The organism is Pseudomonas sp. IT-P294 (assembly GCF_949767865.1).
GTDB lineage: Bacteria > Pseudomonadota > Gammaproteobacteria > Pseudomonadales > Pseudomonadaceae > Aquipseudomonas.
In genome coordinates, this window is sequence record NZ_CATKQW010000055.1 from 90424 (window position 1) to 107339 (window position 16916).

At 59.9% G+C, this 16916-nt stretch carries 19 protein-coding genes; 9 read left to right on the top strand and 10 right to left on the bottom strand.

The genetic code is table 11. From position 1 onward, the window contains the following. Window positions 1-12: 12 nt before the first annotated feature. Window positions 13-969 (bottom strand): putative 2-dehydropantoate 2-reductase, encoded by a 957-nt coding sequence (locus ACM6I0_RS24860; protein WP_414923530.1) that lies wholly within the window; start codon window positions 967-969, stop codon window positions 13-15. After that, on the bottom strand, window positions 966-1352 hold the full coding sequence (locus ACM6I0_RS24865; protein WP_285430541.1) for a thioredoxin family protein: 387 nt from the start codon (window positions 1350-1352) through the stop codon (window positions 966-968). Before ACM6I0_RS24865 ends, ACM6I0_RS24860 begins: the two co-directional genes overlap by 4 nt. On the opposite strand from ACM6I0_RS24865, the gene ACM6I0_RS24870 reads away from it, so the two are divergent. Both ACM6I0_RS24870 and ACM6I0_RS24875 read left to right on the top strand, forming a co-directional pair. Continuing rightward, window positions 1351-1794 (top strand): PilZ domain-containing protein, encoded by a 444-nt coding sequence (locus tag ACM6I0_RS24870; RefSeq protein WP_090186450.1) that lies wholly within the window; start codon window positions 1351-1353, stop codon window positions 1792-1794. The two genes, ACM6I0_RS24865 and ACM6I0_RS24870, sit on opposite strands and share 2 nt — an antisense overlap. A gap of 161 nt (window positions 1795-1955) precedes the next feature. Continuing rightward, window positions 1956-3032, top strand: coding sequence for a 3-deoxy-7-phosphoheptulonate synthase (locus tag ACM6I0_RS24875; RefSeq protein ID WP_090186452.1), 1077 nt, complete (start codon window positions 1956-1958; stop codon window positions 3030-3032). A 70-nt stretch (window positions 3033-3102) separates the two neighbouring features. Here the strand turns inward: ACM6I0_RS24875 and ACM6I0_RS24880 are convergent, their stop codons facing one another. Continuing rightward, entirely contained in the window at window positions 3103-3390 is a 288-nt protein-coding gene (locus ACM6I0_RS24880; RefSeq protein ID WP_020800382.1) for a GNAT family N-acetyltransferase, read from the bottom strand. A 645-nt stretch (window positions 3391-4035) separates the two neighbouring features. On the opposite strand from ACM6I0_RS24880, the gene oprI reads away from it, so the two are divergent. After that, complete coding sequence (gene oprI, locus ACM6I0_RS24885; protein WP_002553018.1) at window positions 4036-4287, top strand: outer membrane lipoprotei OprI; 252 nt, start codon at window positions 4036-4038, stop codon at window positions 4285-4287. A gap of 123 nt (window positions 4288-4410) precedes the next feature. Here the strand turns inward: oprI and ACM6I0_RS24890 are convergent, their stop codons facing one another. From ACM6I0_RS24890 to ACM6I0_RS24900, 3 genes are all read right to left on the bottom strand, one after another. Next, window positions 4411-5382, bottom strand: coding sequence for a L,D-transpeptidase family protein (locus ACM6I0_RS24890; RefSeq protein ID WP_285430539.1), 972 nt, complete (start codon window positions 5380-5382; stop codon window positions 4411-4413). A 102-nt stretch (window positions 5383-5484) separates the two neighbouring features. After that, on the bottom strand, window positions 5485-5778 hold the full coding sequence (locus ACM6I0_RS24895) for a hypothetical protein (RefSeq protein WP_003226812.1): 294 nt from the start codon (window positions 5776-5778) through the stop codon (window positions 5485-5487). Between the two features lie 56 nt (window positions 5779-5834). Continuing rightward, the gene (locus ACM6I0_RS24900) at window positions 5835-6440 is read right to left on the bottom strand and encodes an arylesterase (RefSeq protein ID WP_414923531.1); all 606 of its coding nucleotides are present in this window, start codon (window positions 6438-6440) and stop codon (window positions 5835-5837) included. Window positions 6441-6450: 10 nt separating this feature from the next. On the opposite strand from ACM6I0_RS24900, the gene ACM6I0_RS24905 reads away from it, so the two are divergent. From ACM6I0_RS24905 to greB, 3 genes are read left to right on the top strand one after another with little or no spacing between them, the layout of a single operon-like run. Then, entirely contained in the window at window positions 6451-7134 is a 684-nt protein-coding gene (locus tag ACM6I0_RS24905; RefSeq protein ID WP_285430538.1) for an ABC transporter ATP-binding protein, read from the top strand. Next, on the top strand, window positions 7134-9638 hold the full coding sequence (locus tag ACM6I0_RS24910; RefSeq protein WP_414923532.1) for an ABC transporter permease: 2505 nt from the start codon (window positions 7134-7136) through the stop codon (window positions 9636-9638). Before ACM6I0_RS24905 ends, ACM6I0_RS24910 begins: the two co-directional genes overlap by 1 nt. A 34-nt stretch (window positions 9639-9672) precedes the next feature. Then, a complete protein-coding gene (greB, locus tag ACM6I0_RS24915) occupies window positions 9673-10170 on the top strand; it encodes a transcription elongation factor GreB (protein ID WP_033057207.1) in 498 nt (165 codons plus the stop codon). 18 nt (window positions 10171-10188) lie between these two features. On the opposite strand, the gene ACM6I0_RS24920 is transcribed toward greB, so the two are convergent. From ACM6I0_RS24920 to ACM6I0_RS24930, 3 genes are all read right to left on the bottom strand, one after another. After that, the gene (locus ACM6I0_RS24920; protein WP_285430536.1) at window positions 10189-10497 is read right to left on the bottom strand and encodes a class I SAM-dependent methyltransferase; all 309 of its coding nucleotides are present in this window, start codon (window positions 10495-10497) and stop codon (window positions 10189-10191) included. Between the two features lie 248 nt (window positions 10498-10745). Continuing rightward, a complete protein-coding gene (locus ACM6I0_RS24925) occupies window positions 10746-11180 on the bottom strand; it encodes a DoxX family protein (protein ID WP_285430535.1) in 435 nt (144 codons plus the stop codon). A 106-nt stretch (window positions 11181-11286) separates the two neighbouring features. Further along, window positions 11287-12708, bottom strand: coding sequence for a transglycosylase SLT domain-containing protein (locus ACM6I0_RS24930; protein WP_285430534.1), 1422 nt, complete (start codon window positions 12706-12708; stop codon window positions 11287-11289). A 234-nt stretch (window positions 12709-12942) separates the two neighbouring features. Here ACM6I0_RS24930 and ACM6I0_RS24935 point away from each other — a divergent pair, with 234 nt between their 5' ends. The 3 genes from ACM6I0_RS24935 to ACM6I0_RS24945 all read left to right on the top strand — a co-directional run bounded on the left by ACM6I0_RS24935 (window position 12943) and on the right by ACM6I0_RS24945 (window position 16020). Further along, a complete protein-coding gene (locus ACM6I0_RS24935; protein WP_285430533.1) occupies window positions 12943-13752 on the top strand; it encodes a TatD family hydrolase in 810 nt (269 codons plus the stop codon). Window positions 13753-13959: 207 nt separating this feature from the next. Beyond that, entirely contained in the window at window positions 13960-15441 is a 1482-nt protein-coding gene (locus ACM6I0_RS24940; protein ID WP_414923533.1) for a methyl-accepting chemotaxis protein, read from the top strand. A gap of 213 nt (window positions 15442-15654) precedes the next feature. Continuing rightward, entirely contained in the window at window positions 15655-16020 is a 366-nt protein-coding gene (locus ACM6I0_RS24945; RefSeq protein ID WP_285430531.1) for a terminase, read from the top strand. Here the strand turns inward: ACM6I0_RS24945 and ACM6I0_RS24950 are convergent, their stop codons facing one another. Beyond that, a complete protein-coding gene (locus tag ACM6I0_RS24950; protein ID WP_414923534.1) occupies window positions 16021-16818 on the bottom strand; it encodes an acyl-CoA thioesterase in 798 nt (265 codons plus the stop codon). Window positions 16819-16916: the final 98 nt, after the last annotated feature.

A 16916-nucleotide genomic window follows, 5' to 3' on the forward strand; every position in this document is an offset into this window, starting at 1 on the left:
AGGTTGATCGACTCACCTGTTGCGTCGATCGATAAAACTCAAACTGCGATACAAGGCTTCGATTCGTGGCAACTCGCACCCCGCCGCTTGAGCGACCGCCAGCGGCCTCGCATAGATCGCTTGCAGTTCCAGTGGCCGCTTGTGCAGAAAATCGTGGTGCATGCTCGGCCAATAGTCGGGCATTTTTTCAGTCATCATGAACAGATAATCAGCATAACCGGCCGGCATTTCGTGCCCGCAGGCCTTTGCGCCCTGCACCACTTCGGCCATCAATGCCTTGATCAGTTCCCGGCTATCGATGTCGGCCATCAACGGTGCGGTACTCGCCCCGAGCAATACCGACAGCCCGTTGTAGGGGATATTCCAGACCAGTTTCTGCCATCGTGCCTGGTGCAGGTTCGGCATGGCCTGGGAGTCGATGCCGGCTGTACGAAACAACCCCGCGCCCTCATCTACAATCACCATGCGCGCCTGATCGTCGATTGCCGGACCACTGTGATAGCCGATGTTGACCGCACCGAGCGCCTGATGGGTGATCACGCCCGGGCCTTCGCGATGCACGCAGATCAGGCACAGGCCGCCCAGCAAGTGCAGCGAATCGGGAAGCAACTCGCGCAAGCTGTCTTCGACGTCCAGGCCATTCTGCAGCAGCAGGACCTTGGCATTCGGGGCCGCAGCCTGAATGATGGCGGGCGCCAGGTCCGCGTTGCTGGTGGTTTTTGCGCCGACCAGCAACCAGTCGCAGGCGGGCATGTCTTCAGCCGACGAGTAGGCCTGAACCGGATTCAGCGTCAGCGCCCCATGCACGGCACTGTCGAGTTGCAAACCGCGCTCGGCCACCGCGGCGAATTCACTGCGCAACAGGAAGTGCACATCAAAACCGGCACGCGCCAACATCACCCCGTAGAACCCGCCGATCGCGCCGGTTCCGATAATACCGATTGTCGGCTTGGCAACTGCCCCCATCATGGCAACTCCTCTGCAATTCGATTGAGCGCCTGCCCTACGGCCTCATTGAGCCCGATGCCGGTCAGGCGCGACTGTACTGGCCCGAAGAACTCGCCGTCGCGCACCACAAACAGCGCCGGCAAATGAAAAACCTGATAACGCTCGACCAACCCGCCATTGTCCCCGGCATCGATCCAGCACAGCCGGTCGATCGCCAGATCAAGTCTTGGCAATTGCTCTCGTGCAAACCGGCAGGAGGCGCAGCCAACGCTGGTGAAAACCACCAGCGAAACACCGCTTGATGCCAGCAGCCGTTGGTCGGCATCGAAATCAGTCAGATCCCATTCGACCACTATACTGGGGAGAACAATGTCAGATGGCCGACACATGGAGTCCGTGCTCATGGGACGTTTTATTCCTCATCCTGACGATGTGCCTGTTGAATTAACGTTACTCAAACCTGAGTGTATTTCTCGGCAACAGCTGCACACTATCAGCCTGGGCGGCATGGCTTGCAATTACCACCGCGCGTGGCGCCACGGTACGGCGCTTGAAGTTCGCATGCCGACCCTCAATCCCGATTTGCGTTTTCTGGGCTATGTGGCCTGGTGCTTGCGCCGAAAGCGCGGCTATCTGGTGGGCATCGCGTTCGTTGACGAGCAGATGATGTTCAGCGCCCGGATGGGAGAGCAGGTGTGCCAGATCGAACGCTACTGTCGCCAGCATGACTCGCATAATGACCTGCAGGAAACCCAGGCCTTGGCCCTCGAATGGGTCCAGCAGCATGCCGACGAGTTCTCTCACGACACGGTTCGCAGAGCCTTTGCCCAGGCTGTGCTGGATTAGGTGGCGTTCACAATTCGTGAGAATGCCCCCTAAACCGGTGTCTGCCCATTGTCGAGCAGGCGCCTAACGCGCTAAGGTTCGGCTCCCCGACGCGCTTAATTTGCTGTGCTCCGCCGCGCGGGTTCGCTGGCGGCCGGCACCCGTGACCTGACGAGTAAACGATGGCTGATTTACCGATCAACGACCTAAACGTCGCCTCCAACGAGACCCTGATCACTCCCGATCAGCTCAAGCGTGATATCCCTCTGAGCGACGCTGCCCTGCGCACCGTCACCAAGGGTCGCGAAGTCATTCGCAACATTCTTGATGGCACCGACCACCGCCTGTTCGTTGTCATCGGGCCTTGCTCGATCCATGACATCAAGGCGGCCCACGAATACGCCGAGCGCCTGAAGGCGCTTGCCGCCGAAGTGTCCGATACGTTGTATCTGGTCATGCGCGTGTATTTCGAGAAGCCACGCACCACCGTCGGCTGGAAAGGCTTGATCAACGATCCGTACCTGGACGACTCGTTCAAGATTCAGGACGGTCTGCACATCGGTCGCCAATTGCTGCTGGACCTGGCCGAGATGGGCCTGCCCACTGCGACCGAAGCCCTGGACCCGATCTCCCCGCAATACTTGCAGGACCTGATCAGCTGGTCGGCCATCGGCGCTCGCACCACCGAATCCCAGACGCACCGTGAAATGGCTTCCGGCCTGTCCTCGGCCGTCGGCTTCAAGAACGGCACCGATGGCGGCCTGACCGTGGCGATCAACGCCCTGCAGTCAGTGTCGAGCCCGCACCGTTTCCTGGGCATCAACCAGGAAGGTGGCGTATCGATCGTCACCACCAAAGGCAATGCCTACGGTCACGTTGTATTGCGCGGCGGCAACGGCAAGCCGAATTACGATTCGGTCAGCGTCGCGCTCTGCGAGCAAGCGCTGAACAAGGCGAAGATCAAGCCGAACATCATGGTCGATTGCAGCCACGCCAACTCCAACAAGGACCCGGCCCTGCAACCGCTGGTGATGGAAAACGTTGCCAACCAGATCCTCGAAGGCAACAAGTCGATTATCGGCCTGATGGTCGAAAGTCATCTGAACTGGGGCTGCCAGGCCATTCCCAAAGACCTCGCCGACTTGCAATACGGCGTGTCGATCACCGATGCCTGCATCGATTGGTCTGCCACTGAAACCACCTTGCGCAGCATGCACGCCAAGCTCAAGGACGTGCTGCCCAAACGCGATCGCACCTGATCGCCTTTCGCCGCACACAAAAACGCCGGGCTTGCCCCGGCGTTTTTGTGTGCGTTCGTTTTACTGAAAATCACTGACTCAGTTTGGCGGCATGGCGCTGGTGACGTTCCATGTAGCGCTCGACGTAAGAGCACGAAGGAATGACGGTGTAGCCCATTTCCTCAGCGTACTGCAGCGCCTGCTCGGTCAACGCCGCGGCAATGCCACGGCCCCGCAGTGCGTTGGGCACGAAGGTACGATAGATATCCAGGGTCTGTTTCCCCAGATCCATATAGGTCAGGTAGGCACGATGACCGTCCACATTGGTCTCGAACTGATGACCAGCCTGGTCATGGTGGATGGACAACGCCTCGCTCATCACTACTCCTCGCGGGTCTTGAATTCTGACCCCTACCTTACCGATGTTTTTCCGGCGAAGGAACAACTACGCCACCTCGTGCCTGAATGGACACTGAGAAGTGCTGCACCAATCTCGCGCAACCGAGCACGTATCAAATAGTAGGCACCATTGGCAGAAATGCTCAAGGTACGCTCGTCATCGCGCTCAGGTTAACGGGTGCTGCTCTCAGGGTGACGCAGAGGCGGCTCGACCAAAGGTATCCCGGGTCGATAGCCTGAACATTGCCGGATGTTGAGACTTAAGACGAACCCGCCCTCTTAAAGTCACCACCAAGATGGATAAAGATTATGAGAGCCACTGCACAAAATCCGCGCACAAGTATGGACGAATCCATGTAGACAGACTTTAGCCAAGAATGAGAAAAACAGCGACGAGTACCGGAAACTTTTTCCCGGCGGCTCGCTCAGGATCGGGCTTCCCAGCTGCATATTTTTTAAACAATGCAGTTAAAAGTTGCTCGAAAAAGAATCAACGCCTACAATTTTTTATGCTTCTTGCTACACGTCAGTTTACTTACTAGAAGTAATGGGTAGTATGTACGCCGGCCATTTCCTCACTCTGAGGAGACAGCTACTTAATTGAAAGTCCTTGAAGGGGAACACGATGAACAACGTTCTGAAATTCTCTGCTCTGGCTCTGGCCGCAGTTCTGGCTACCGGTTGCAGCAGTGTATCGAAAGAAACCGAAGCACGTCTGACCGCTACTGAAGACGCAGCAGCTCGCTCCCAGGCTCGTGCAGACGAAGCCTACCGTAAAGCTGATGAAGCTCTGGCTGCTGCTCAAAAAGCACAACAGACTGCTGACGAAGCTAACGAGCGTGCTCTGCGCATGCTGGACAAAGCTAGCCGCAAGTAATAGTCCTTCGGGATTGTTATCAAGCCGACCCATTTTTGGGTCGGCTTTTTTATTGCCTGTGGTTTTGCACCGGCCATAAAAAACCCGCCGACGCAGCCTGCATCGGCGGGTTCTGTGCAAGCCTTACTGCAGCGGGTCGAGCGGCGCGCTCGTCACCAGCGGCGCCGAAGTGTTCGGCACGGCGATCTCCACCGGCAGGCCATCTTCAGCGGCCACCACATCACGCACCACGTCCCAGTTCATGCGCAAGTTGTTGGTGATGTCTTCGCGCTTGAGCATCGCGTTGATCACGGCGGTGTGCTTGTCGACCACCGACGGGTTGCCCTTGTCGTCCAGCGGCGTGTGCGCCTCAAGGTAAACCTTGCCACCGCTGACGCCGAACTTGTACGGATCATTGAGAATACGGACCGACGTACCCACCGGCACCATGCCGGCCATCTCCAGCACGTTGTTGTTGAACATGCGGAAGCAGCCGTGGCTGGTGCGCATGCCGATGCCGAACTTCTTGTTCGAGCCGTGGATCAGGTAGCCCGGTGTGCCCAGGGTGAACTTGAACGGCCCCAACGGGTTGTCCGGACCGGCCGGCACCACGTTTGGCAGCGGATCACCGTCAGCAGCGTGTTCGGCCTTGATCGAGGCTGGAGGCGTCCAGGTCGGGTTCGGCGTTTTGGCGATGATGCTGGTGTGGGCGATCGGCGAGCCCCAGCCTTCACGACCGATACCCAGCGGGAAGGTGTACACCACGTTCCGGCCTTTTGGGTAGTAGTAGAGGCGGTATTCAGCCAGGTTGATGACGATGCCTTCACGCGGGCCCGGCGGCAGGATGAAGCGCGTTGGCAGGATGACTTCAGTGCCAGCGCCCGGCAACCACGGATCGACGCCCGGGTTGGCCGCGACCATTTCCAGATAGCCCAGGTCGTAGGTGGTGCCAAGGTCGGCGAAGGTGTCTTCGTACTTGGCCTTGATGACCTGCACCTGACCGATGATGTCTTCACCAGGTGGTGGCAGGGGCAGCTCCAATGCGGCTACCGGACCCGCCACGCAAAGGGCGGCAAGAGACAGGCAGCGGGTGACGGCAGGAAAACGCGGCAACATCCGGAAAGTCCTTCGCATGATCGACAAGGGTATAAAAACGGGATTGTACACCGGCATCCGGAACTTCGGGGAGTTGGCCGATAGCACGCTATCTTTGATGCTTTACAGCTCGAACCGCAACTCAGGCCAGATTGGCGAGGTGCCGCGTTTTTGCGACTCCAGGATGGCCCGGCACAGCGAGCACAGGCGCTGGTCCTGGAACACGCGCCGGTCAACACTCGACCAGCGCGGTTGCGCGGGCAGCAGGCTGCCGCACAAGGTTCGATCAGCCGAGCCGCCCAGTTCCAGCTGACGGGTCACCAGATGTACCCGTACTTCCTGGCAGGCGAACAGATCCAGCTGTTCGTCAGGCTCGATCAGTTGGTAGGCAAAAAGGGACCAGGCGGGACGCGGCATCGGGGGCTCCAAATCGGGGGCGCCACCTTAGCCGAAACACCGCCGCTAGAAAAGCGTCAAAGCAGCGGTTTCAGTGTAGGCCAGACATTTTCCAGCAACTTGTCCTGAGCCCCGGCAGCCGGGTGCAATCCGTCGGCCTGCATCAGGTCTGGATGACCGCCCACACCGTCGAGAAAAAAGGGCACCAGCGGGATCTTTTTTTCCTCGGCCAGTTTGCCGTAGACCTCGGCAAACGCGTCGGTATAGCGCTTGCCATAGTTGGGTGGCAACTGCATGCCCAGCAGCAACACCTTCGCACCGCTCGCTTTGGAGCTGTCGATCATCGATGCAAGGTTTTGTTGCAAATTAGCCGGGGGCATTCCGCGCAGCCCGTCGTTGCCGCCCAACTCAAGGATTACCAGCTCCGGTTTATGCTCTGCAAGCAGCGCAGGCAGGCGCGCCTGGCCTCCGGCACTGGTGTCGCCGCTGATGGAGGCATTGATCACTTTATCGTCGAAACCTTCGCGCTTGAGCCGTTGCTCGAGCAACGAGACCCACCCCAAGCGGGTATCCAGTCCGAAACCGGCGCTGATACTATCGCCAACGATCAGGACAGTACCCGCCGCTGCGTTCTGGGCCATGCACATCAAGGCCAGGCCAGCACTCAAAAACCACACACGCATCGGATTCTCCATGGGCGCAAGCATTCTCACCGCGAAGAACCTCAGCAAAGTGGTTCCCAGCGCGGAAGGTGAACTGACTATCCTGCACGAACTCAGTCTGGAACTGAACAAGGGCGACAGCCTGGCCATCGTTGGCGCCTCCGGTTCCGGCAAATCGACCCTGCTTGGCCTGCTCGCCGGCCTCGACCTGCCGAGCAGCGGCGAAGTCACCCTCGCCGGGCAAGGCCTGAGCAATCTCGATGAGGACCAGCGTGCGCGCATCCGCGCCGAGCACGTTGGTTTTGTGTTCCAGTCATTTCAGTTGCTGGACAGTCTCAATGCGCTGGAAAACGTCATGCTGCCGCTCGAACTCGACGGCCGCAAAGACGCCCGTGAGCGCGCCACCGAGCTGTTGCAACGAGTTGGCCTGGGGCAACGCCTGACCCATTCACCGCGCCAGCTCTCCGGGGGCGAACAGCAACGCGTGGCAATTGCCCGTGCGTTTGCCGCCGAGCCCGATGTGCTGTTCGCCGATGAACCCACCGGCAACCTCGACAGCCACACCGGCGAGCGCATCAGCGATTTGTTATTCGAACTCAACCAGGAGCGCGGCACGACCCTGGTGCTGGTGACCCACGACGAACGCCTGGCACATCGCTGCCGACGTATGATTCGCCTTGAAGCCGGCCTGCTGGTCGCCCCTCTGGAGCCTTGATGGCACGCCTGCCGCTACTGCGCCTGTTCAGTCTTGCCATCCGCCAACTCCTGCGTGATGCCCGCGCCGGGGAGTTGCGCGTATTGTTCTTTGCCTTGGTGGTCGCCGTGGCGGCGAGCACCGCCATCGGTTACTTTGGCGCCCGCCTGAATGGCGCCATGATGTTGCGCGCCACCGAATTCCTGGGCGCGGACTTGCTGCTTGAGGGCAGTTCTCCCGCTCGCCCCGAACAGCTCAAAAGTGGCATGGAACTGGGACTTGAGCACGCTCAAGTGGTGGAGTTCTCCAGCGTCATCGCCACTGACAGCGGCATTCAGCTGTCCAGCATCAAGGCGGCCGACGACATTTATCCGCTGCGTGGCGAACTGAAAAGTGCCCCGGCCCCGTTTGCCCCGGAAGAATCCGGCGGCGGACCAAAACCCGGTGAAGCCTGGGTCGAAGGGCGTCTGCTGACGGCGCTGAACTTGAAGATCGGTGACAGCATCGATGTCGGCATGCGGACCCTGAAACTGACGCGCGTCCTCACTTACGAGCCCGACCGCGCGGGCAATTTCTACAGCCTCACACCTCGAGTGCTGATCAACCTCAGCGACCTTGCCGCCACCGGCGTGGTGCAACCCGGAAGTCGGGTCAGTTACCGCGAACTCTGGCGCGGCACACCCGAGGCGCTGGAAACGTATCGTCAACTGATCAAACCCGGACTGGCCGCCAACCAGCGCATTCAGGATGCCCGCGACGGCAACCGGCAGATCGGCGGCGCCTTGGGCAAGGCCGAGCGTTACTTGAACATGGCCAGTCTGGTCGCGGTGCTGCTGTCCGGTGTGGCCGTGGCGCTGTCGGCGACGCGCTTTGCCACACGCCGATTCGATGCCAGCGCACTGCTGCGTTGTCTGGGTTTATCGCGACGGGACACCATGGTGTTGTTCAGTTTGCAGCTGACGGTACTCGGTCTGCTCGCCAGCGTCAGCGGCGCCCTCCTCGGCTGGCTGGCCCAGCTTGGACTGTTTGCGTTGCTGCATGACCTGTTGCCGACCGACGTACCACCGGGCGGTCTGTTTCCGGCCATTGCCGGGATCGGCACCGGGTTGGTCGCGTTAGCCGGTTTCGCCCTGCCACCGCTGGCGGCGCTTGGTCGGGTACCACCATTGCGCGTGTTGCGTCGAGACATGCTGCCGATTCCTTCAAGCACCTGGATGGTCTACGGCGCAGCGCTGGGTGCCCTCGGCCTGATCATGTGGCGCTTGAGCCTTGATCTGCTGCTGACTTTCGCCCTGCTCGGAGGTGGCGTGATTGCCGCGCTGCTGCTCGGTGGCCTGCTACTTCTACTGCTCCAAAGCCTGCGTCGGATGCTGGCGCGCGCTTCACTGCCTTGGCGCCTGGGGCTGGGCCAGTTGCTGCGTCATCCGCTGGCAGCCGCCGGACAAGCCCTGGCCTTCGGCTTGATCCTGTTGTCGATGACATTGATTGCATTGTTGCGCGGTGAACTGCTGGACACCTGGCAAAACCAATTGCCGAAAAACGCGCCGAATTATTTCGCACTGAATATTCTGCCTGCCGACAAACAAGCCTTCACCGATCGCCTGATCCAGCTTTCAGCCCAATCGGCGCCAATGTACCCGGTGGTGCCGGGACGCCTGATCAGCATCAATGGCGAACCGGTGCAGCAAATCGTCAGCAAGGATTCAGCCGGAGACCGGGCGATCCAGCGCGACCTGAGCCTGACCTGGGCGGCAGACCTGCCGGCCGGCAACAAACTGACCGCAGGCAACTGGTGGAGCGAACAGCCTGCCGATGAGATTCCCGGCGTGTCGGTGGAAGGCAAAGTCGCCGAAAGCCTGAAGCTCAAGCTCGGCGATCACCTGGTGTTCAGTGTCGGCGGGGTCAATCGCGAAGCGAAGGTCACCAGCCTGCGGGACATCAACTGGGACAACTTCCAACCCAACTTCTTCATGATCTTCCAGCCCGGCACCTTGAAGGACTTGCCTGCGACTTACCTGACCAGCTTCTATCTGGCGGCGGGTCACGATCAGCAGATTGTCGACCTGTCGCGCAGCTTCCCGGCGGTGACCATCCTGCAAGTCGAGGCCCTGCTGGAACAACTGCGCAGCATCCTCGCCCAGGTCACCCTGGCGGTGGAGTATGTGCTGTTGTTTGTATTGGCGGCGGGGATGGCGGTGCTGTTCTCCGGCTTGCAGGCGACGCTCGATGAGCGCATTCGTCAAGGCGCACTGCTCAGAGCATTGGGGGCCGAACGACAATTACTGGTCAAGGCGCGGCGGATCGAATTCGGCCTGTTGGGTGCGGTCAGCGGTTTGCTGGCGGCCTTGGGATCGGAACTGGTGAGCCTGGTGCTTTACCGTTACGCCTTCGACCTGCCGTGGCACCCGCATCCGTGGTTATTGGTGCTGCCGCTGATCGGTGCGGTACTGATCGGCGGTGCTGGCGTATTCGGCACACGTCGTGCACTGAATGCCAGCCCCCTGACAGTCTTGCGCGAGGGTTGATAGACTCAAACACTCTCAATCAAAAGAATGTGCCATGAGCCGTTATCGCCCTCCCCGCACCGCCGGCACCGCGCTGATCACCCCCGAAGGTGAAGCGCGGATGCGCGCCGAGTTTCATGAACTCTGGCATGTACGGCGGCCTCAGGTCACGCAATCGGTCAGCGAGGCTGCTGCACAAGGCGATCGCTCCGAGAACGCTGAATACACCTATGGCAAAAAAATGCTGCGCGAAATTGACAGTCGCGTGCGCTTTCTCACCAAGCGGCTTGAAGCGTTGAAGGTGGTCAGCGAGAAGCCCAGCGATCCGAACAAGGTCTACTTCGGCGCCTGGGTGACCATCGAAGACGAAGACGGCAAAGAGTCGCGCTACCGCATCGTCGGCCCCGACGAACTGGACCTCAAACTGGGCTTGATCAGCATCGACTCGCCGCTGGCACGCGCCTTGATCGGCAAGGCGCTGGACGCCGAAGTTCGGGTCCAGACACCGACCGGTGAGCAATGCGTGTATATCGTGGCGATCGAGTACCTGTGAGTCGCTGCGCCCCGACGCTTAGCGGCGGGTAATCAGACCTTGTCGAGCAACGCGTGTCAGTTGCTGGATCACCTCAAAGGCATCCTCGGCGCAGGGCGATTGAATCACCGCCAGATCAAAACTGTCGTTGGCGAAACGAGCCAGTGATTCACCGTCCTCGACAAACTGGATCAGAAACGCGGCAGGTCCGCCGGTGCGACGTGGCCAGCCATCGAGATAACGCAACAGTGTCGGCTGATGATTACCGCCAAGCAGGATTTTTGGATTGCGCTGGGTAAGGTGTGCCGTAATCGGCGCGGGGCGTACAACGGGGCTTAGTGCATTCATCGTGTCGTATCTCTGCCTCAAAAGTCTGCATGGCAGGTGAGAGGCAACACCGAACCAGCGCTTTAGCGGTATTTCGAAGCCTGTTCCAGGCTTCTATCGGCAACTGGATGAGTCACCTGGCGCCCCGCAAGTAGCTGTTTAAATCGGCGCATAAGCAGCATCCTAGAGAAGCTGACCGGACAGTGTCAAGAATGACGCGCAACAAAAAAGGCCCGCGCAATGCGGGCCTTTTCGTTGAGGCAGAGCGGTCAGCCAGCGATGGCGCGGTCCACCGACAGCTTGCCGGCGCCTTCGATCAGTACGGCGATGCTGCCGCCGAGCAGCGCCAGGGCGAACTCATAACCGTTGTTGGACATGAACAGACCGTGGCTGATGTGCACGGTGAAAATGGCGACCAGCGAGAGGAAGGTCAGCCCCAGCGCTGCCGGACGTACCAGCAGACCGATGATCAGTGCCAGGCCGCCGAAGAACTCGGTGCCACCCGACAGAATCGCCATCAGATGACCCGGTGCCAGGCCAAGGCTTTCCATGTATTGCGCGGTACCGGCAATGCCGTAGCCACCGAACATGCCAAACAGTTTTTGTGAACCGTGAGCGGCGAAGATAATGCCGACGAAGACGCGCAAGACGGTCAGGCCGTAGCTGGCGCGGGTGAACATTACCTTGTTGATCAGTGAGCTCATGCTGTGTCATCCATTCATTGTGAGTGTGTGTGGTTGGCCGCTATATTAATCAATAAATGTAATGTTAAAAGCGCAATAATTGCGACATAACAATCAATTTAGTCGATCATTTCCGTAAGGCAAGTTTCTGCCCCTGGGGCTCCAACGACTCCCGCTCACGATCGAACGCCAGGAAATACTTGTTCACGCTATTAACATAGCTGACGGGACCCATTCCCACCTGCTCCATGGCAATTCGTTCGACCTGGAAGAACCACTGATTGGGATTCAAACCGCGGCGCCGGGCCTCGGCGCGCATGCCCTGGACCCTTTCGGGCCCTATGTTGTAGGCCGCCAGCACAAATGCCATGCGCTCGCGCTCATTGAGTTTGGGACTGGCGAAGAACTTGCGGCGAATCATCGCCAGGTATTTGGCCCCCGCCTGCACATTGGCGTCCAGGTCCTGAATGTTATTGACACCCACGCGCTGGGCCGCGGTCGGAGTGATCTGCATCAGCCCGGTGGGACCGCCGCCGCTGCGGGTGCCGGGTTGCAGCGCCGATTCCTTGAAGGCCAGCGCCGCGAGGTTCAGCCAGTCCATGCCTTGAGCGTCTGCGTGCTTTTGCAGCACCGGGCGAAGTTTTTCCAGGCGCTGTCGATCAGCCTTGGCCAATGGATAGTGCACTTGATACAGGCGTCGATAGATTCGCAGGAACGCTGCGTCCTGGTCCGACGGTTTTTTGTAGGTGGTCAGGAATCGGTCGATGCTCGCACGAAGCATCGAGGCGTCGCGGCGGACAAACCAGAACTCTTCGCCGGGGGCACTGATCGACACCTGTTTGTCCACTCGCAGTTTGGGCAGGATCTTGCCCCAGCGTTCGGCTATGGGTTGCTCGACGATCGTCAGGTGAAAGATCCCGCCCTGGACCATCTCCAGCACATCCTCGACGGCAAGACTGGGATCGACCCATTCGACTTTCACCGGTGCCAGTTTGTGCAGCGCAAGCTTTGAATTGATCTGACTGACCACGTCCCCCGCCGCACTGCCTGTGGGCAATGCCAGGGTTTTCCCCGAGAGTTGTTCGACCCGTGTGTAGCGGCGCTCACCCTTGATGCCTACCAGTACCAACGGGATGTTGCTGGCAATCGGCTCGCTGCTGCTGACAGCATGGCCCGGTTGCAAATCGAGCAGCTCTCCCGGCGCGACCAGATCCCCTTCCCCACGCTGCAACGCGCCGAGCAGTTGATCCTTGGACTTGGGGATTATTTTGAGGGTGATTTCCTGACCGTCACGGGCGTGACTATTGAGGTATTGCTCGAACGCACGCAAGCGGTGATATTCGACGCCGATGGCTTGTCCCTGGACTTCGCCGGAGCTGTTGCGGCTCTGGTTGACCAGCACGCGTAATACCCGGCTGCTGCGGATGTCTGCCAGGTCGCGAACCTTGGCCGCCGGCACGGCTTGCAACGGCCCAGCCAGGCGTGCAACCGCCGGCAACGGCAGCAGCAACGAACAGCACAGCAACAGCAGAATCGAGGGACGTGTCATCCACTCTCCGGAAAGAATACTGGGCCGATCTCAAGAAATTTCTTGAAAACGAACGACAGAAACAGAGCGCTTTGAGCGCTGGCAAGACGCGAAAGACTGGCACAGTGATGGCATATTGACCATCACGACGGCCTCGCGGCATCAACAGACAGCTTTAACCCGTTGTAGTTCTTGGCTTTTCTTATAAATCTACAGCTCTGATATGCTTTCCGGCCTTTGGTCCGAGGTAGCACCATGCAACTCATCGATATCGGCGTCAACCTGACCAACCCCAGTTTCGACGACAAGCACCAGGCCGTACTCGATCGCGCGTATGCCGCCGGGGTCTGCCAATTGGTACTGACCGGCACCAGTGTCGAGGGCAGTGAACAGGCGCTGGAACTGTGCCGGCAACTGGATGAAACCGCGCAACGGCTGTTTGCCACCGCGGGTATTCACCCCCATTCGGCCAGCGACTGGAATGCCGACAGCGCTCAGCGTCTGCGCAGTTTGCTCAAGGAGGCCAACATGGTCGCCGTGGGTGAATGCGGGCTGGATTTCAATCGCGATTTCTCACCTCGCCCGCAGCAGGAAAAGGTCCTCGAAGAACACCTGGCGATGGCGGTTGATTTGCAATTGCCCGTGTTCCTCCACGAGCGCGATGCCAGTCAGCGCTTGCTGGAAATGCTGCGTGATTACCGTGATCAATTGCCGGCAGCGGTGGTGCATTGCTTTACCGGCGAAAAGAAAGCGCTGTTCAGTTACCTGGACCTGGATTTGCACATCGGCATCACTGGCTGGATCTGCGACGAACGCCGCGGCACTCACCTGCATCCATTGGTGAAGGAGATCAAGCGCGGGCGCCTGATGCTCGAGAGCGATGCGCCGTATTTGCTGCCGCGCAGCTTGCGCCCCAAGCCAAAGAACGGTCGCAATGAACCGGCATACCTGACCGAAGTGCTGCGCGAGGTGGCGTTGCATCGTGGGGAAACGGAGGAGGACCTGGCCGCTCACACGACTGCCTGCGCACGGGCGTTCTACGGCCTGCCCTCAATCCCCCAGTAACCGCAAATCCCTGTGGGAGCGAGCCTGCTCGCGATAGCGGTGAAACAGTCAATGCTGATATCGACTGATACACCGCTATCGCGAGCAGGCTCGCTCCCACATTTTGATTGGTGGTGACCCTTGATCCACATCAAGTTCTGAATCCCTGCATAGCGGCACAATGCTGGCACCTTGCCAATGCTGTTTCCGCTATCAGAGAAGACCTCCATGGGTGCCTGGCTTAGCAATATCTCGCTGAAATACAAATTCTGGGCGGTCAATGCGGTCGCCTTCTTCACCACCCTCCTGCTGGTGCTGTACGCCGTACAGCTCGAACAACAGGCGCGCAGCCATGCCGCTCAAGCGTCGGCCCAGGCTCAGGCGCGCTTGCTCAATGCGTGGCCTGCGGGGCAACCGCTGCCCAAGGCCGATCATCTGCTGACCTTCAGTCGCAACCAGGCGCCGTTGCTGAACGGACAACCGCTGCCGGAGCTGGCCGATGCCAATGGCTGGGTCGAAATCAATTCAATGCCGCTGCTGGGTGACAACCCGTTGAGCGGTGCCGAGGTATTTACCCGCAATGACGGCCAGCACGTCGCGGTGATTGCCTATGGCCCGAGCCTGAGCCAGGTGTTTGCCGAACGCTTTTCCAACTACGCGGCGGCGGTGTTCATCCTGATGCTGGCCATGCTTGGCGCTTCGCAGCTGCTGATCCGCTTCCTGCTCAGCCAGCTCAATACCTTGAAAGACGTCATGCTCCACGTCGAGAAAACCGGCGACCTGTCGGCGCGCGTGCCGCTGGCGGGCAAGGATGAAGTCGGGCAGATGGCCAACGCGTTCAACGCGATGCAGGCCGGTTACCAGCGCGTGGTCAACACCGTCGCCAGCACCGCCCGGCAACTGGATGTCGGTGCCGCACGACTGGCGTCGAGCATGAACGAGGTGCGCCACGGCATGCTCGGCCAGCAAAGCGAAACCGATCAGGCCGCCACGGCGATCAATGAAATGACCGCCACCGTTTACCATATCGCCCAGCACGCTGGCGCCACCCGCGACCTCTCGCAGAGCGCTGACACCTTGGCCGGTAGTGGCCAGGAAGTGGTCAGTCGGGTGCAGAAATCGATTGCCGGGTTGTCCAGCGGGGTGCAACAGACCGCCGAGATGATCCAGCGACTCGCCGAGGACAGCCAGAAAATCAACGGCGTGGTCAGCGTGATTCACAGCATTGCCGAGCAGACCAATCTGCTGGCGCTCAATGCCGCGATTGAGGCCGCCCGGGCCGGTGAAATGGGGCGTGGCTTTGCCGTTGTCGCCGATGAAGTGCGTAACCTGGCCAAGCGTGTGCAGACTTCCACCGATGAAATCACGCTGATGGTTTCTGCATTGCAAGCCGGGACGCGGGACGCTGTGGACTTCATGCAGGAAAGCTCGCTCAAGGCCGACGATTGCGTCCAGCAGGCTCAGGAAGCCGGTGTAGCGTTGGGGCAAATCACCAGCGCAGTGGCGCAGATGCGCGAAAGCAATACGCAGATTGCCGTGGCGGCCGAGCAGCAAAGTCAGGTCGCGGAAGAGATGAATCGGGCGGTGGTGAGTATTCGCGATGTGACCGAAAACACGGTGCAGCAGACCGTGGATTCGGCGACCACCAGCAATGAGTTGGCGGCGTTGGCGGGGGAACTGAGCAAGGCTATCGGGCAGCTCAAACTTTGAAGTCCTCATCGCGAGCAAGCTCGCTCCCACAGTGAATGTGTGTTGTGCACAAGATCACGGGTAGGAGCGGGCTTGCCCGCGAAGGCATCAGCTCAGTCAACATCAATCTCGACCATGCCCCCTATCACACCGATAGCCAACCTCGATTCGCCGCCCGCCACCGCCCCGCCTATTCTTAAATCATGTGTTCAACATGGATCGAGGATCAGCATCATGGGCAAACGTCACCCCAACCTTCCCGCCTGGCAATGGCGCGCGTACCCCGGCAATCACCAGCACCCGACCAACCTGGTCCTGCACCTGATTGCCGTGCCGCTGTTCATCGTGGCCTTTCTGCTGATTGTTTCCGGCGTGTTCAGTCTGAGCTTCGTCAACATCGCCGTTGGCGTCATCGGTCTGCTCGCCGCGCTGGGTTTGCAACGTCACGGCCACAGCCTGGAGGCGCAAGCCTCCGAGCCGTTCAGTGATCGCAAAGATGCGATATCGCGTTTGCTGGTCGAGCAGTTCCTGACCTTTCCACGGTTCTTCCTGAGCGGTGGCTGGTGGCGCGCCTGGCGTGAGCGCCACCGTCGCCACTGATCAGGCGAATATCGTTACCGTCTGCCGGCTCATGGCGATCAACTGACCGTCCGCGCTCCACAGCTTCGCCGCCGCGTGACCGTAGCCGTCGACGGCATACTCGGTTTCAACCTGGTACTTGCACCAGTCCAGCGTGCTCAACGCCAGCAACGGCTGGACAAATTCGATGGTCCAAGTCAGCGTGCTGCCCATCGCGGGTTTGTTCAGGTGCGGCAACAGCGCCGGTGGCCAGGCGTCTACCAATGCCAGGATATGCGACTCGCTGACCGCCTCTTCCTTCACGTCCCCACGCAAGCGCACCCAACCGCCCATCTCGCGGGACTTGTTGCCGGTGAACGGCATGCCGCCCACAGCCCAACGCATCGCCAGATGCCGCATGAATTCCGGGGTCACGCCCTTGATGTACGGCAGCTCCTGACACTCGTCCCAGTGCTTCATTTCAGGCGCGGGCTCAGCCGCGACCGTGACTTCGGAAGGACGCGAGGCACCGAAGCTGCCCTGGATCAACGTCACCACCTGGCCCTTTTGCATCGCACGACCGAGCACCTGGCTGACGGCTTTGCCCTCGCGCAACACGTCGACTTCAAAACTGACCGGCACTTCGGGTTCGACCGGGCCGACAAAGGTGATCGCCAGCGAACGCACGGGCCGGTCCGCCGGGACCTTTGCGCGCATGGCTTCGTATTGCAACGCGGCTACAAGGCCTCCGAAACTGGCACGGCCCTGCGCCCATTCGGCCGGAATAGACAGTTCCAGCGGCTGACTGCGGACAGCGTCGAGCAGATCGGAAAAACGCATGGGGACCTCAAAGAGTGGAAAAAGAAGATGGGATCTTAACCACCCAGCGGGACCGGCACAGCGCCTGTTCTGGCCAAATTGACTGACAGATAGGCCGT

Bases quoted from the DNA above. Each gene is read 5' to 3' on its own strand.
- ACM6I0_RS24930 (WP_285430534.1), bottom strand. From the start codon at position 12,708: ATGACACGTCCCTCGATTCTGCTGTTGCTGTGCTGTTCGTTGCTGCTG.
- ACM6I0_RS24905 (WP_285430538.1), top strand. From the start codon at position 6,451: ATGGGCGCAAGCATTCTCACCGCGAAGAACCTCAGCAAAGTGGTTCCC.
- ACM6I0_RS24925 (WP_285430535.1), bottom strand. From the start codon at position 11,180: ATGAGCTCACTGATCAACAAGGTAATGTTCACCCGCGCCAGCTACGGC.
- ACM6I0_RS24890 (WP_285430539.1), bottom strand. From the start codon at position 5,382: ATGTTGCCGCGTTTTCCTGCCGTCACCCGCTGCCTGTCTCTTGCCGCC.
- ACM6I0_RS24865 (WP_285430541.1), bottom strand. From the start codon at position 1,352: ATGAGCACGGACTCCATGTGTCGGCCATCTGACATTGTTCTCCCCAGT.
- ACM6I0_RS24870 (WP_090186450.1), top strand. From the start codon at position 1,351: ATGGGACGTTTTATTCCTCATCCTGACGATGTGCCTGTTGAATTAACG.
- ACM6I0_RS24910 (WP_414923532.1), top strand. From the start codon at position 7,134: ATGGCACGCCTGCCGCTACTGCGCCTGTTCAGTCTTGCCATCCGCCAA.
- greB (WP_033057207.1), top strand. From the start codon at position 9,673: ATGAGCCGTTATCGCCCTCCCCGCACCGCCGGCACCGCGCTGATCACC.
- ACM6I0_RS24935 (WP_285430533.1), top strand. From the start codon at position 12,943: ATGCAACTCATCGATATCGGCGTCAACCTGACCAACCCCAGTTTCGAC.
- oprI (WP_002553018.1), top strand. From the start codon at position 4,036: ATGAACAACGTTCTGAAATTCTCTGCTCTGGCTCTGGCCGCAGTTCTG.
- ACM6I0_RS24895 (WP_003226812.1), bottom strand. From the start codon at position 5,778: ATGCCGCGTCCCGCCTGGTCCCTTTTTGCCTACCAACTGATCGAGCCT.
- ACM6I0_RS24880 (WP_020800382.1), bottom strand. From the start codon at position 3,390: ATGAGCGAGGCGTTGTCCATCCACCATGACCAGGCTGGTCATCAGTTC.
- ACM6I0_RS24900 (WP_414923531.1), bottom strand. From the start codon at position 6,440: ATGCGTGTGTGGTTTTTGAGTGCTGGCCTGGCCTTGATGTGCATGGCC.
- ACM6I0_RS24860 (WP_414923530.1), bottom strand. From the start codon at position 969: ATGATGGGGGCAGTTGCCAAGCCGACAATCGGTATTATCGGAACCGGC.
- ACM6I0_RS24950 (WP_414923534.1), bottom strand. From the start codon at position 16,818: ATGCGTTTTTCCGATCTGCTCGACGCTGTCCGCAGTCAGCCGCTGGAA.
- ACM6I0_RS24920 (WP_285430536.1), bottom strand. From the start codon at position 10,497: ATGAATGCACTAAGCCCCGTTGTACGCCCCGCGCCGATTACGGCACAC.
- ACM6I0_RS24875 (WP_090186452.1), top strand. From the start codon at position 1,956: ATGGCTGATTTACCGATCAACGACCTAAACGTCGCCTCCAACGAGACC.
- ACM6I0_RS24940 (WP_414923533.1), top strand. From the start codon at position 13,960: ATGGGTGCCTGGCTTAGCAATATCTCGCTGAAATACAAATTCTGGGCG.
- ACM6I0_RS24945 (WP_285430531.1), top strand. From the start codon at position 15,655: ATGGGCAAACGTCACCCCAACCTTCCCGCCTGGCAATGGCGCGCGTAC.